We start from the raw sequence: 13426 nt of genomic DNA on the forward strand, positions 1-13426 counted from the left end.
GGTCATTCTTTCCATAGCGGACGAAGCGTCACGTAGTAGTGGTATTCGATTTGCTTGAAGATCAGCCCTCCGCGCGCGGGCACGTTCTGCCGGAAAACAAAGGCCATCGCGCAAACGAGGATGAGCGGGGCAAGTATTGCCACCAATGGAACGTAGCGCAAAACGCGTTCGGTAGTCGCTTTGGCCAGCACCAACAGCGTCAATACGATCCACAGGATCAGCGTGAACCAATCATCGCCGTGCGCATTCCAATCCATCTGTGCCGGAAAGCCGATGAAGGCAAACAGTCCTGCAGCAATTACTGCAAAGCACGCCACCAAAGCACGCCGCGGATGACCTCCGTAGTAGCCGTAAGTCAAAGCTGTAATCAGCAACCCAGAACACAGAATGAAGTCCACTCTGGGAACGAGCCCGAAGACATATGCAAGAAGGATCAGGCCTATTGTTGAAGCTCGATAGGCTTCCGACTTATCCCATCCGATACGCATAGCGCTAAGCGCATTTTGAGCTCCACCTGAACGGATCGAAATGGCTAGCAAGACGAAGGACAACACAAGCAACCCTCCGAAGATAAACAGCGGTACAATTGCAGCCGAGTTGTACCAATCCGATCCACTTACACCTGCGCGGTTTTCACCCCAAAGTGGAATGTCCAACGTCTTCCAAAGGAAAAAGACGGACACTGTTATGAGGACAATTGCTGCCCAAAAGTCGCGCGTCCGCATGACCAGTGTTTCGCCAGGATTGTCCATTGCCTGCCTCCCGAGGGAAAGGGCGCGATCAGGCGCGCCCTTTCAAAAGTGATCGGATTATGGCTTCTCGATACCTAGCGAGGCCGGATCGACCGTAGCAGCGCCCAGATCTTGCAAGGTATAGGCAAAGGTAGCTTCGAGGTTGGCAAACAGCTCTTGAGCTTCTTCGCCGTGTTGACCACCGACATCATAATTGTTGGCAGAGGCCCATTCAGCGACGGTGTCGGAGGCAATCGCTTGCTCGAAGGCATCACCAAGCGCGGCCTTTACGTCGTCCCCGGCCGAACTGTGAACAGCAAACCCGATGGCCTGCTTGAGCGGCAAATACCGGTCGAGACCGTCATAAATGCCAAAGGCAGATGGTACTGTTGCTCCTGCGATCTGCGCGTCCTCGGGCGTCAACATAGCAAGCGGTTTGAGTTGACCGCCTTCGATCAACGGAGCCTGTTCAGCCAGTGAAGTCACAACCAACGCAACTTCCCCCGCTATCGCTGCTTCCTGCCCTGGCGCTGAGCCTTTGTATGGAACAAACTTGAATTCTGCACCGGACCCTTTTTCGATGGCCAGAAGGTTCAAGTGGTGGATCGAACCTGCGCCGGAAGCCGCCGCTGGAATAGTGCCAGGAGCAGCTTTCGCGGCGTCGACCAGTTCTTCCAGAGTATTGTAAGGGCTGTCCGCCGGAACCGAGATCAGATCAGGTGATCCGCCAACAATGAACGGATACCAAAAATCAAACTTCTTATCCCAACCACCTTGCACAGCAGCGGTGACGTTCGACTCTGACAGACCAACCAATGTATAACCATCGTCTGGTTGGTTCATGACATAGACCATCCCGTTGGAGCCTGCGACACCACCAGTTTGATTGATCACATTGATCGAGACCGGAAGGTGTTTTTCCATCTCGGCCATGATCATACGGTTGATCGTATCGGTCCCGCCACCGGCCCCCCAGACCACAGCTGTGGTGATATCACGATAGGGGTAATCCTGCGCAACAGCTGCGCCTGCAACACCGGTCGCCATCACGGCTGCGGCCGCGAACCGCCCTAGCTTTAGTTTCATTTCCAAGTCCTCCCAAACAACCTTGCGTTTATTATTGCATTTATTTGCGTATACATTAAAGAATGCATTGTCAACGTGCTGTAGTAAATGCTGCTATCGCGCTATGAATGCGAAACGGGAAGGATACGGGCTAAGATGAAAAAAACGTACGATGTTGCGGTGTTCCACGGGGACGGGATCGGCCCGGAAATTATGGCCCCTACGCTTGAAATCCTGCGTGAGCTCTCACGCAGCAGTTCCACCTACGAGCTGGTATTTACAGATGCTTCGGCGGGCGCAGGCCACTATGCCAAAACTGGAGATTCGTTTCCGGCTGGATCACTCGAAACCGCGCGCAATGCTGACGCGATTCTGCTGTCTGCAATGGGCTTGCCGGATGTTCGATACCCAGACGGAACCGAGATCTCACCGCAAATCGATCTGCGAAAGCAACTGGGACTTTTCGCTGGTGTACGGCCAGTGAAGGTAAGCAGCGGACAAATGACCCCCTTGGCGCTGCCTCCCGGAAAAGAGATCGACTTTGTCTTGATACGCGAAAGCACAGAAGGACTGTTCTTCACCCAAGGCGCTGGCGAAGTTACTGAACACGAAGCACGTGAAACTCTGCTGATCACGCGTGAGGTGTCCGAAAAACTGTTCCGTTTCGCGTTTGAACTCGCCAAGAACCGCAAAAGAACCGGGCGCGGCCGGGGTCGAGTTACATGTGTCGACAAAGCCAATGTATTCCGCGCCTTTGCGTTCTTCAGATCGATGTTTGATGCGGAAGCCGACCATTATCCCGAATTGCAGGCAGACCACGCTTATGTTGATGCAACGGCTCTGTGGATGGTTCAAAAACCTTGGGAATTTGATGTTTTGGTCACTGAGAACATGTTCGGAGACATCCTCTCCGACCTTGGTGCAGGTCTTATGGGCGGTCTTGGACTGGCTCCGTCAGCGGATATCGGGTTGAATCACGCTGTATTCCAACCCTGCCATGGTTCCGCTCCAGACATTGCAGGACAGGGTATTGCCAACCCCTTTGCGATGATCCTGTCGGCAGCAATGATGCTTGAATGGTTGGGTTTGACCCATGATCACCCAGGCCTGTCCAACGACGGCGAACGATTGCGTGAAGCCGTGGAAAAGGTGACCGCGAACAGACAGAACCTAACGCGTGACCTAGGTGGCACCGCCGGAACGCAGGACGCAGCCTCATCGGTATTGGAAGCATTGCGGGCATGAATATTCAACAAGCCATCAGGGTCGCGTGTGTAGGTGCGGGATATTTCAGTAGGTTCCACTACGAAAGTTGGTCCCGAATGCCCGGTGTTATTCCGGTAGCATCCTGCAACCGCGATATAAAAAAGGCGAAGGAAACAGGACTGACGGCTTATGACGATCTGTCGAAAATGTTGGAGATCGAAGAACCTGATCTCGTGGACATCATCCTACCACCAGTGGCGCAGGCCGACGCCATCCGAACAGCACTGCGCTTTGGAATAAAGTGGTTGATCTGCCAAAAGCCATTCTGCCTGTCTCTAGTTGAAGCGGAGAAGATCGTCTCCGAGGCTGAATTGGCAGGCGCAACTATCATTGTACACGAGAACTTTCGCTTCCAGCCTTGGTATCGCGTTATCAAAGAGGCAGTGGCCGGGGGTCGAATTGGGACACCGCTACAAGCGACTTTCCGGCTTCGGCCTGGCGACGGACAGGGACCGCATGCATACCTTGACCGGCAGCCGTACTTTCAGGACATGCCACGTTTTCTGGTGCATGAAACAGCGGTTCACTGGGTAGATACATTCAGATTTTTGTTCGATGCGCCCAGTGCAGTTTATGCGGACTTGCGCCGAGTTAATCCCATTATCTCGGGCGAGGATGCAGGTTTCATCTTGTTTGATCACCCTAACGGCTTGAAAGCCCTGTTCGATGGGAACAGGTGCCTTGACCACAGTGCCGAAAACCTGCGTCAAACCATGGGTGAGGCTCTCATCGAAGGAAGCGAAGGATCACTGTTTCTTAACGGTGACGGTTCAGTCGACCTTCGCGCCTTTGGGAAACGGGAGAAACAGCGGATTCTCCCCCCCAGCGATCATGATGGGTTTGGAGGAGACTGCGTACACGCCTTGCAAAGTCACGTCGTTTCAGGCCTTGTAAAGGGCACGCCGCTGGAAAATACGGCCCGAGACTATTTGGACGTGATCCGCATCGAAGAAAGCATCTACCTTTCAGCTGCGGAGGGACGAAAGATCAACCTGGAGACGCCGTGAAGGATCAGGACGCAAAAACTCTTTCCAACACCCAACGCGCTGTTAGGGATTTGCGACAGATGATCCTGTCTGGCGAACTAGCTGCCGGAACTGACCATCTGGAATCGGAACTCGCAGAGACACTTGGCATGTCCCGCACCCCGATACGGGAAGCTGCGCTGATGTTGGAAAGTAAGGGCTTGCTTGAGATGCGGCCCCGCAAGGGCGTGCGGATATTGCCTGTTTCATTAGATGACATGCGTGAAATTTACGACATCCTAACGGAACTCGAGAGTCTCGCAGCGCAGCGCGCTGCCGAAGCGGGTTATTCGGAAGATGAACTGGCGGTACTTGCCGGATCAATTGCAAAGATGGACCAAGCCATCGAAGCCGAAGACCTTGAAGCCTGGGCCGAGGCCGACGAGTTGTTTCATCAGGAGCTTGTTCGGTTGGGCGGCAACAAACGTGTCGAAGCGATTGTCGCCATGATGAGCGATCAGGTGCGTCGCGCGCGCGCAACGACGTTGTTCATCAGGCCCCTGCCCGTCAAATCCAATGAAGATCACCGGGTTGTTTTTCAAGCGATCAGTGAAGGTCGTCCAGATGCCGCCCGTGAACGTCACCGTGAACACAGGCTGCAAGCACAGGCTATGCTTTGCGGGATACTCGAAAAACATCGGCTCAACAGCCTCTGACCGACTCGTATCCGGTCTTTAGTCAGCTAAAGTAACTGCCTGTTTTTGGCATTGAAGGCGCTCCGAGTGCTTGTCTACCACGGCAACCCGCAGTTGCCTCCGGCTGCTCTGATTTCTTCTTTCTAGTCGCTCAACCAATCATTGCATCGATTGGGGTTGCAATAGTACGATTTCGCATTATTTTAGTTCGATATCGTACTATTGGAGAGTCAAGATGCCAAATCGAAGACGTTTTCTTAAGATTCTAGGCGGAGGCACAATTCTGGCGGCAACGGGTGCGGTTGCGTTCCTCGCTACACGCACGCCGCATGACGCGCTGGCTCCGTGGACGCCAAAACCGTACGAAGACCCACGCAAAGCCGCTTTGTCCTACGCAATTCTCGCCCCCAACCCACACAACTTGCAACCTTGGCTCGTCGAGTTGGTTGGGCAAGACAAGGTTCGCATCCACCGCGATACTGATCGCGAGCTTCCGGAAACCGATCCTTACCACCGCCAGCTCTATATTGGCCTCGGCGCATTTGTTGAGACGATGGTCCTGGCGGCAGGTGCACAGGGATTTGATACCGAGGTCAAGATACTGCCAAATGGAGATGACGGACCTATCGCAGAAGCAGTGTTTGTTCCTGGCGGAGCGCCCGATCCACTCTCAGATCAAATCCTCAAACGGCATTCCAACAAAGAACCGTACACTGAACAGCGCCTCTCTGCCGATCAAGTGTCTACGCTTGGCAACTATGCAACTTTGATTACCGATGAAGATTTGGTGGTGAGTGTTCGAAACCTCACGAAACGCGCTTTCGAAATCGAAATGCGAACACCGCAGACCCTGAAAGAATCCGTCGACCTCATGCGGATCGGGAAAGCAGAAATAAACGCCAATCCCGACGGGATTGAATTACGCGATTCCATGCTGGAAGCGCTGCGTCTTTCCGGCCTGTTAGACAATGAGACCCTTATGAATGTTGACCACCCAGGCACTCAGTCTCACATGCGAGGCTACTTCGCTATGCTAGACGCGACGCCGCAATACGCAGTCCTCACGACTGCCACCAACACTCGAAGGGACCAACTTGACACAGGACGTAAGTTGATGCGTTTTTATCTGAAGACAACCGAAATGGGCCTGGGCGTTCATCCGGTCAGTCAGGCCCTTCAGGAGTATCCTGAGATGGCCAATGAATACGCTCTGGCGCATGAGCTTCTTGCGTCACCGGGCCACACGGTGCAAATGTTGCTGCGTTTGGGATATGGACCCGAGCCAATTGCCACACCCCGCTGGCCACTGGAGAACCGAATTCTGAATGAAGCCTGAAGATGAGACCAACGAAGTCTACCGGTTCTTCACCGAGATCGGGATCATCAATCAGTTGATCTCGACCAAGCTCGAAGCGTTCTTGCCCGGAAGAATGACAGCGACTCAATTTGGAGTATTAGGACATCTGGTCCGGCGTCCCGAGGGAGAAACTCCGCTGCAGCTATCGAACGCGTTTCAAGTGCCCAAAACGTCGATGACGCACATGCTCGCGAGCCTTGAAAACAATGCGCTGATCACCCTTGAAACCAACCCCAACGACAAGCGCTCCAAAATTGCCCGGTCAACGCCGCAAGGCGCGGAGTTTATGAGAGTTTGTACGGAGCGGATGTCCGAGTCCCTGGCTCCGGTATTATCAGAACTCGGGTCAGGCCCATTTCACAATTCGCTACCCAATCTTACGCTCATTCGGGAAGCTTTAGACAGCGAACGAGACTAGGCAAAAATCAGTTTCAGCCTGAATACAAAGCTAAATTCTTAGAACATCATGCAGTCTCCGCCCGGGGGAAGCGGCGGTGATCCTGCTGGCAAGGTGGGCGTGTAGTCAAATGTCACAATCTTCGCGCCGCCGTCGAATGCCACGAACAGTTGGTTAGATCCCGGCCTAATGGCGATGCCTTCTGGATCAACGCCGAATTCCAACAGACTTTGCTGGGCGAGCAGTCTGCCGTCTGCCGTAAACTCATACAAGCTGTTTGACCCTTCCCAGTCATCAACAATCAACATGTGACCGGTGCGCGGGTCAATCGCGATGCCCTGCGGCTCACTCAAGGGAGGAGAGAGTTTCATGGTATCCAACCTTGCCGTAAGGACGCCTTCTGAAGTGAACCAGGACAACCGTTCGGGATCGTCTTCGACGGTCACGATCTGCCCCTGGGCATTGATTGCGATCCCTTCGGTATCCGCAAAACCACCTTCAAGCTCAAAGGGTGCTGCTAAAGTGACACCTTCCTTAGTTACACGTTGGAGGCTGCCGAGACCGTCGCCTAGCAACAAGTGATCCCCTTCGATAGCAATTGCTTTAATACGGAAGAGATCGCTGGATATGCGGCGCAACTCATCACCTTGCAGTGTGACAAGAACTGCTTCGGCCCCCTCGTTCGCGATCCACAAGCCACAAAACGTCGGATCGTAGTCAAGACTTGCGGGTTGGTTGAGCTCGTAACGACCTGTTTCGCGCAGCTGCAATGCCACGACAGGATTCGAAGCGGCGCAAAGCAACAAGGCGATGGTCCTTGCAAACACTCAGAATGCTCCTAAACCTGCATCAGAAAGGTGGATCGGTGTCGCGAAGAGTCAATCCAACAAACGCATGAACTCCTAAAAGCAAACCGCATCACTTAGGCTGATCAGATAGACTCAGGACACGGAAAATCTGCACAGGATTGCCGATGCCCTTCATCTTTCTTTCTCCCAGTTCTTCTGTCTTTACATACTCTTCTATGTCTAAAAACGCTCGTTGGTTCAAAAGGATCTGCCCGTCGATGGCAAAATCGCAAAGCCTCGATGCGGTGATCACCACGCCGCCGATAGCGGTGTAGTCGGCACGACCATGAAACCCGACAAGCCCTAGGGTCGCGTATCCGCTGCTGATTCCGATACCCAGACCCATTGCATGCCCCAGTTTTTGCCAAGGTGCTCGAATTCCTTCAAAGGCTTCGCTTATTGCTCTAGCCAACCGTACGGCTTGCAGGACGGGTTGATCGCATGGAACCGGATCATTGAAAAAGACCATTAGTCCGTCTCCAGCTCGGTATCCAATTGTTCCCTTGTGTTGGGCAACTAGTTGACCAACCTCGTCGTGGAATTGCTGGAGAAGAGTAATGGCTTCTTCCGGTTCAATCGCCTCGGAAATAGCGGTGAAATTCCGGATGTCGCAGAATAAGCAGGAGATGTATTGACGATGGGTATTAAGAAGCTCGTCAGAGTTTTCTTCTACGACAAGCTCCGCCACCTGAGGAGCAAGGAATTGTTTGAGTCGCCCTAGCCTGTCAATCTCGCCTTCCTGGCGCTTCACCTTCTCTGTCAGCCTTTCGTTCAAAGCCTCTATTTCATGCGTCTGGTTGCGAACCGTGTGGTTTAACGCGTCGAGAATGAAGTTCTGGTTTAGCAAAGCCGCAATCACCAAAAGCACATAGGCGAGCGCTTCTACGCGTTCGTCATAGCCGAAATACAGCGTGATAATCAGGATAGCTGCAGCAATTCCACCGAGGACAAGTGGAAGCTCTTTGGCATGCCGCTTCCGGTCTCTCCACAAGAAACTAACCGCCAACACAGCAAACACCCACATGAGCACGGCTTGCGCATGAGGGTTTATAGAAAGCGCTTCATAGCCAACCAAATAAGTCAACAGAATCCCAGAATAGCATGTGGCCAAAGAGGCAAGTGCAGCCAAAACTGCTCCGATCCCTATTGGCATCGAAATTCTGAATTCCTCCGTTGCCATGCCGATACCATCGGTTGCAGCACGCGACGAATGTTCCGCGGCGGAGTCACTCCTGTTCTCGGGATCAGACATGGTCCTCGTTTGCGATTGGCTGCTGCCAGAGTACGTTTGAAATGATGTTACGTCAAAACCGCCAGCCCCTAATTGGGCGGTCGAGGCTTTTTGCGCAATCATCACCCTCAGACAAGGCAACCTCAAGTTTCACATTGACTGGCAACAGAGGTAAAATTAGGGACTAGTCCTTCAGTAGAAACCAATCTCGCTGACATCTACGCGGGCCACGTAGTCGCGCCCGAAGGCAACAACTCCAACTGAGGTGATTGCATCCGCAACGGGAATAGCGCGTAACATGGCACCTGAAGCCTTGAAGCCTTGAAGCCTTGAAGCCTTGAAGCCTTGAAGCCAGACAGAGGCAAATAAACTTCGGTCCATTCATCAAAAGTTGCAAACTCGGCCTGACAGTATTGCTATGGAATCACGGTGCCACTTGTCCTGAGGTAGACGAAGTATTGTTCGCCGTTGCACCGGAACAATAGACTGACACCTGATACACCTGTATCTGGCCGAACAGGCAACTTGCGTCGGAACTGGATAAAGCCGCCTTTGTTTTCAGTACTGGCGGTTCCGGTCAACTACGCGAATGCAATATTACCTTCCGAACGAAACTGCTCCTGCCCTGAAGAAACTCCTCCCATGACGGTGTCGGCAACGTAGTCCCAACGCATCTCCGGAGACTTGGAGAAGTCTTCAGTCAGTTTTGCATCAGCCTGAGCCAACGTGGATCCGATGATAACAATACCTGAAACAAGCCCAATGAAGTTGCCACGCATATTGTTCCCGCTCAGTTCAGTATCGCAATGGAAAGGTTCAGCGCCGTGGCAAATGAGACCCATGCCAAGTACGGCAGGAAGACCAGTGCGGAAGCCCGATCTGAATTCCTGACCAGAGCGATGAACATGACGATTACGGCCAACAACACGACAATGACTACAAGGGCAAACCACGGCAGTTGCAGTACGAAAAAGGCTGGGGACCACAAAAAGTTCAGACCCATCTGCGCCCACCACAGCTTCATTGCGGTCGAGCTTCGGTCTGTTTCGAACTGGCGCCAACCCGCCATAGCGATCAAGACATAAAGCACCGTCCAAACCGGCCCAAAAATCCAATTTGGTGGATTGAAAGCCGGTTTAGAAAGCTGCGCATACCAATCGCCAGGTGCAGTCAGTGTCCCGATCAGTATGCCGCCGCCCACCACAAGCGCCAGGAATGCTATGCGGATCAACCAATTCGACATTGTAGGATAGCTTTCAGCAGTCCTTGGTCATCACGTTGACAAGCGAGCCCGAAGAGAAGGTCGCAGTACTGGTCTCATCCGCATCGGTATATGACACCATGGCGCCTTCGATCTCCGACCCGGTACGATGATTTCGCATTGCCCGATGCTGTCATCTACACATCCTGTAGGTGCGCGCATAAAGCTGCATTGCCATCATTGATTCTGTTCAGAAAATTTGGGTGTCTTCGCCCATAGTTTTGCGCAGCATTTGCGCATAACTTTGCACAATTTGCCCATAAGTTTGCGCGGTTCACCATACACGCTCAAATGGTGATTGTCGTAGCGTGAATCTATCAACTTAAACTCACCGAAACTCGGTCAAAAGTGAATTCTTATTGGGGCAAATCAATCCATAGTCGAGTCGACTTTGTAGTCGCTGAGCTGGTTATTTAGCAACCATATCTCTACCTGTTGCAAAGTCATAAGCCTCCGGACTTGGCCCATCTTTTCTCAACCGAAGAAGTCTTTCCTTTCCTTCAATCAGGCTCGGAATATGTCCGGCCTGGATCGGCCAGATAACATAGCTTGCCTCATCAAAATGCTCAAACCACTCCATCCGTCGGTCAAGAAACTGACCGTGGATAGTCCTGTGAACAAAATGCTCTAAGTCTGCAAAGCTCTGCCAAGTCGATAGCGTCGCCAGTGCGACATGTGGCCGACCAAACAATGCACCCGTGTCGTTCTCCGGGAGATCGTAGCCCTCTCCTTGAAGGCGCCAGATAAAACCTTTGGATCGATCTGCGACAGCGTTCAGACGATCCGAGTTGTCCTCGAACCCTGCAATACGGGGATCGCCCGGAGGGTGTAGCAAGTACCCCATGTTCATTTGTGCAATATGTTCCACAAAATATCTCCACAGCTGAACGTGGTTTCTACAGTCACCAGCAGCTCTGACTCTGTCCAGCGATTTTAGATCTGCGGCTACAAACCGACACGCAGAAACAACGCCGACGCTGTTCGCTCAATGCATCCTCTGCGGTTTGTTCGTTTGTCAAACAGCGGCCCAAAACGGACCTTTTCAACCAGTCTTTGCAATTTTCGATAAGCGGGCAAAACGTGTGTTCGCTGCGGCTGAGCGAATGTCTGCATTGGCTGATGGAATCTATTTCGATTCAGTCATTCGAAACATCAACTTGTTTCTGTCCGAAAGGCGCTACTTAGGACAGTTTGACTAACTGTCTAAGTCCAACGCCTTCATCAATTCGAAGACTTGGCTACGCATCCAAGCCGCCATCGGGGCGTTGTCGGAACGCTTGTGCCAGATGCCGATGATCAACGCTGGTTCAATATGCATCGGAGGTTCGAACACCTTCAGTTCGAATGTCTTGGCCACTTTCCTTGCGAGCTGAGCGGGTACAAGCGCGATGAGGTCGCTTTCGCTAACCGCGCGGCAAACGCCACTGAAGACGGGCACTGTCATAGCAACCTGTCGCTGTTTTCCGACGCGGTTTAGGGCAGCATCGCCCATCGCGGCCAAGTTCCCTTCGGGGGAGAACAAGACATGGTGGAGCGCACAGAACGTATCCATGTGCATTTGTGTCCCTTCCTGAAGCCCCTCAAGCTTTGGATTTCCCTTGCGAGCTATCACGTGGAACGGCGAATGGAAAAGCGGCTCCCGATTGACCCAGTCCGGCAGGAGCAAATCCGGGATCAGCGCAATGTCAGCGTTGCGTCGCTCAAGACTGGCCACATAGTCATTCGGAACCAGATCAACCAGCTGCGCTCGTAGATTGGGCGCCGACTTTTGCAGGAAATCACCCAAAGGCGGCATCAGGAGTTCCGCGAAAAAATCGCTGGCGGCGATCCGGAAAGTGCCTTCAGCGGTTTGCGGGTCAAAGGTAGCCGGTGGGGCTAGCAAAGCTTCCAGACGTTCAAGTTCTTCGCGCAAACCGGCTTCAATCTTGGATGCATAATCGGTAGCGACCAAACGGTTTCCCTGCCGGACAAAAAGGGGGTCGTCCAAGGCATGACGAAGACGTGACAATGCACCGGAGACTGCGGATTGCGACATGGCGAGCTTGTCGGCCGCCTTGACGGTTGAGCCTTCGCTAAAGAGGGCGTCCAGCACGCGCAAAAGGTTGAGGTCCAGTGTAGCGAAATTCACCTAGCCGATATCCTATATTAGATATTGCGGTTTGCCTGATAGGTTGGCCTTCGGATAGGATTCTGTCAACGGAAGCGCTTTCGTTTCAATCCAATGCCAATGGAGAGAAACGATGAAGGATCAGGCCCAAATCGACGGAGCCATCGAATGGCTCGGCGTAAAATACAAAACCATCCTCGGCCCAGAACAGACAGGCGGCACTATGTCTATAGTGGACAGTTGGTCTCCTGCTGGTAGCGGCCCTCCACGCCACGTGCATCAAAACGAAGACGAAACCTTCGTAATCCTCACCGGAACATGCAGGTTCTGGCTAGAAGGCGAGGAGTTCACCGCAGGGGCCGGCGAAAGCGTATTCATCCCACGAGGCAAGGAACATACCTTCAAGGTGACAGACGACGAACCTTGCCGCCATCTCGTGATCCTGACACCCGGCGGATTCGAAGGTTTCTTTTCCGACATGGCGGCCGGTCAGTGCCGCATTCCCGAGGACATGCCTGCTATCGAAGAGAGCGCCAAGCGGCACAACATGGCCTTCACTGGCCCACCATTGGATTGATACCATGACTGGCAAACATATCGTGTATCATATCCCCGTCTGTCCCTTCTCGCAGCGACTGGAAATCCTACTTGCGCTGCGCGGACTGACGGATGCCGTAGAATTTCGTGTAGTAGACATCACCAAGCCGCGCGACCCTGAATTGCTAGCCAAGACCCGAGGTACGACAGCCTTGCCCGTGCTGGAAACAAGCGACGGTCGTATTTTGAAAGAAAGCCTCGTGATCCTGCGCTATCTTGACGAAGCCCTACCGGGGGCACCATTGCGCCGCAGTGATCCTGCCGAACACGCCATTGAGTCGATGCTGATCGCGCGCGAAGGACCCTTCACAATGGCGGGCTATCTCTTTGTCATGAATCAGGATCAGGCGCGCCGAGATGAGCATTTGAACAAACTTCTCGCGCTCTATCGAGACCTTGATGGTTTCTTAGGTCATTACAACCCGACTGGCCCGTTCTTGTTCGAGGACTTCGGGTTGGCAGAGGCTGTTTTTACGCCGATGTTCAAGCGGTTTTGGTTCCTTGACTACTATGAAGGGTTCAAACTTCCGGTGGGCAAAGACTATAACCGGGTACGAGCGTGGCGTGATGCATGCATGGCGCATCCAGAAACAGCGCAGGTGACCGAAGAAGAGATCGTCAAGCTTTACTACGACTACGCGCTCGGGGCCGGAAACGGTGCCCTGCCTAACGGTCGCAGCGTTTCAAGTTTCACCTTCGAACCGCCTTGGCAATCGAGACCCATGCCCCCAAGGGAAAAGTATGCAGCGACAGCTACCGACAAAGAGCTGGGCCTTGTCGCCTGACCATGGAGTAAGTAGTCAACGCCGGACATTTGTGCGCTGTGCGGCATCGAACAAATTGGACTCGTGTGCCGTTCTCCGCAGCAAGTATGATTGGCTGATCGCAGCCTTGAACGATCTTTCA

The 13426-nt window shown here is 53.1% G+C and carries 16 protein-coding genes; 7 read left to right on the forward strand and 9 right to left on the reverse strand.

The window, feature by feature from the left end; all coding sequences use genetic code 11:
• Positions 1-2: 2 nt before the first annotated feature.
• Together ACR0C5_RS18010 and ACR0C5_RS18015 are read right to left on the reverse strand one after the other, a co-directional pair.
• The gene (locus tag ACR0C5_RS18010; protein WP_480878185.1) at positions 3-752 is read right to left on the reverse strand and encodes a hypothetical protein; all 750 of its coding nucleotides are present in this window, start codon (positions 750-752) and stop codon (positions 3-5) included.
• A gap of 57 nt (positions 753-809) precedes the next feature.
• Positions 810-1817: a Bug family tripartite tricarboxylate transporter substrate binding protein gene (locus ACR0C5_RS18015; RefSeq protein ID WP_170775443.1), complete on the reverse strand. Its 1008-nt coding sequence runs from the start codon at positions 1815-1817 to the stop codon at positions 810-812.
• An 87-nt stretch (positions 1818-1904) separates the two neighbouring features.
• Between ACR0C5_RS18015 and ACR0C5_RS18020 the strand changes: the two genes are divergently transcribed.
• The 5 genes from ACR0C5_RS18020 to ACR0C5_RS18040 all read left to right on the forward strand — a co-directional run bounded on the left by ACR0C5_RS18020 (position 1905) and on the right by ACR0C5_RS18040 (position 6497).
• Positions 1905-3041, forward strand: coding sequence for an isocitrate/isopropylmalate dehydrogenase family protein (locus ACR0C5_RS18020; RefSeq protein ID WP_480878187.1), 1137 nt, complete (start codon positions 1905-1907; stop codon positions 3039-3041).
• Entirely contained in the window at positions 3038-4069 is a 1032-nt protein-coding gene (locus ACR0C5_RS18025) for a Gfo/Idh/MocA family protein (protein WP_480878189.1), read from the forward strand. Before ACR0C5_RS18020 ends, ACR0C5_RS18025 begins: the two co-directional genes overlap by 4 nt.
• A complete protein-coding gene (locus ACR0C5_RS18030) occupies positions 4066-4743 on the forward strand; it encodes a GntR family transcriptional regulator (RefSeq protein ID WP_480878191.1) in 678 nt (225 codons plus the stop codon). Before ACR0C5_RS18025 ends, ACR0C5_RS18030 begins: the two co-directional genes overlap by 4 nt.
• A gap of 214 nt (positions 4744-4957) precedes the next feature.
• Positions 4958-6058, forward strand: coding sequence for an Acg family FMN-binding oxidoreductase (locus ACR0C5_RS18035; protein WP_170775437.1), 1101 nt, complete (start codon positions 4958-4960; stop codon positions 6056-6058).
• Positions 6048-6497, forward strand: coding sequence for a MarR family winged helix-turn-helix transcriptional regulator (locus tag ACR0C5_RS18040; RefSeq protein ID WP_170775435.1), 450 nt, complete (start codon positions 6048-6050; stop codon positions 6495-6497). Before ACR0C5_RS18035 ends, ACR0C5_RS18040 begins: the two co-directional genes overlap by 11 nt.
• 38 nt (positions 6498-6535) lie before the next feature.
• Here ACR0C5_RS18040 and ACR0C5_RS18045 read toward each other — a convergent pair whose 3' ends face one another.
• The 7 genes from ACR0C5_RS18045 to ACR0C5_RS18075 all read right to left on the reverse strand — a co-directional run bounded on the left by ACR0C5_RS18045 (position 6536) and on the right by ACR0C5_RS18075 (position 11914).
• Positions 6536-7303: a hypothetical protein gene (locus ACR0C5_RS18045; RefSeq protein WP_480878194.1), complete on the reverse strand. Its 768-nt coding sequence runs from the start codon at positions 7301-7303 to the stop codon at positions 6536-6538.
• Positions 7304-7394: 91 nt separating this feature from the next.
• Positions 7395-8576, reverse strand: a complete 1182-nt coding sequence (locus tag ACR0C5_RS18050; protein WP_480878196.1) for an adenylate/guanylate cyclase domain-containing protein — start codon at positions 8574-8576, stop codon at positions 7395-7397.
• Positions 8577-9136: 560 nt separating this feature from the next.
• Complete coding sequence (locus ACR0C5_RS18055; RefSeq protein ID WP_480878198.1) at positions 9137-9334, reverse strand: hypothetical protein; 198 nt, start codon at positions 9332-9334, stop codon at positions 9137-9139.
• A gap of 11 nt (positions 9335-9345) precedes the next feature.
• Positions 9346-9798 (reverse strand): TspO/MBR family protein, encoded by a 453-nt coding sequence (locus ACR0C5_RS18060; RefSeq protein WP_480878200.1) that lies wholly within the window; start codon positions 9796-9798, stop codon positions 9346-9348.
• A gap of 13 nt (positions 9799-9811) precedes the next feature.
• A complete protein-coding gene (locus tag ACR0C5_RS18065) occupies positions 9812-9937 on the reverse strand; it encodes a hypothetical protein (protein WP_480878202.1) in 126 nt (41 codons plus the stop codon).
• Between the two features lie 288 nt (positions 9938-10225).
• Positions 10226-10684 carry a DUF3291 domain-containing protein gene (locus tag ACR0C5_RS18070; RefSeq protein WP_480878204.1) on the reverse strand — a complete coding sequence of 153 codons (459 nt, stop codon included), beginning with the start codon at positions 10682-10684 and terminating at the stop codon, positions 10226-10228.
• Between the two features lie 327 nt (positions 10685-11011).
• Positions 11012-11914 carry a LysR family transcriptional regulator gene (locus tag ACR0C5_RS18075; protein ID WP_480878206.1) on the reverse strand — a complete coding sequence of 301 codons (903 nt, stop codon included), beginning with the start codon at positions 11912-11914 and terminating at the stop codon, positions 11012-11014.
• Positions 11915-12056: 142 nt separating this feature from the next.
• On the opposite strand from ACR0C5_RS18075, the gene ACR0C5_RS18080 reads away from it, so the two are divergent.
• Positions 12057-12500 carry a cupin domain-containing protein gene (locus ACR0C5_RS18080; RefSeq protein ID WP_480878208.1) on the forward strand — a complete coding sequence of 148 codons (444 nt, stop codon included), beginning with the start codon at positions 12057-12059 and terminating at the stop codon, positions 12498-12500.
• 4 nt (positions 12501-12504) lie between these two features.
• Positions 12505-13305 (forward strand): glutathione S-transferase family protein, encoded by an 801-nt coding sequence (locus ACR0C5_RS18085; RefSeq protein ID WP_480878210.1) that lies wholly within the window; start codon positions 12505-12507, stop codon positions 13303-13305.
• Positions 13306-13426 lie beyond the last annotated feature (121 nt).

This window comes from Ruegeria sp. N8 (genome assembly GCF_056531325.1).

Coding starts and splice junctions, on each gene's coding strand:
- ACR0C5_RS18080 (WP_480878208.1), top strand. CDS start 12,057: ATGAAGGATCAGGCCCAAATCGACGGAGCCATCGAATGGCTCGGCGTA.
- ACR0C5_RS18035 (WP_170775437.1), top strand. CDS start 4,958: ATGCCAAATCGAAGACGTTTTCTTAAGATTCTAGGCGGAGGCACAATT.
- ACR0C5_RS18085 (WP_480878210.1), top strand. CDS start 12,505: ATGACTGGCAAACATATCGTGTATCATATCCCCGTCTGTCCCTTCTCG.
- ACR0C5_RS18040 (WP_170775435.1), top strand. CDS start 6,048: ATGAAGCCTGAAGATGAGACCAACGAAGTCTACCGGTTCTTCACCGAG.
- ACR0C5_RS18025 (WP_480878189.1), top strand. CDS start 3,038: ATGAATATTCAACAAGCCATCAGGGTCGCGTGTGTAGGTGCGGGATAT.
- ACR0C5_RS18015 (WP_170775443.1), bottom strand. CDS start 1,817: ATGAAACTAAAGCTAGGGCGGTTCGCGGCCGCAGCCGTGATGGCGACC.
- ACR0C5_RS18060 (WP_480878200.1), bottom strand. CDS start 9,798: ATGTCGAATTGGTTGATCCGCATAGCATTCCTGGCGCTTGTGGTGGGC.
- ACR0C5_RS18065 (WP_480878202.1), bottom strand. CDS start 9,937: ATGCGAAATCATCGTACCGGGTCGGAGATCGAAGGCGCCATGGTGTCA.
- ACR0C5_RS18050 (WP_480878196.1), bottom strand. CDS start 8,576: ATGTCTGATCCCGAGAACAGGAGTGACTCCGCCGCGGAACATTCGTCG.
- ACR0C5_RS18010 (WP_480878185.1), bottom strand. CDS start 752: ATGGACAATCCTGGCGAAACACTGGTCATGCGGACGCGCGACTTTTGG.
- ACR0C5_RS18055 (WP_480878198.1), bottom strand. CDS start 9,334: ATGCGTGGCAACTTCATTGGGCTTGTTTCAGGTATTGTTATCATCGGA.
- ACR0C5_RS18020 (WP_480878187.1), top strand. CDS start 1,905: ATGCTGCTATCGCGCTATGAATGCGAAACGGGAAGGATACGGGCTAAG.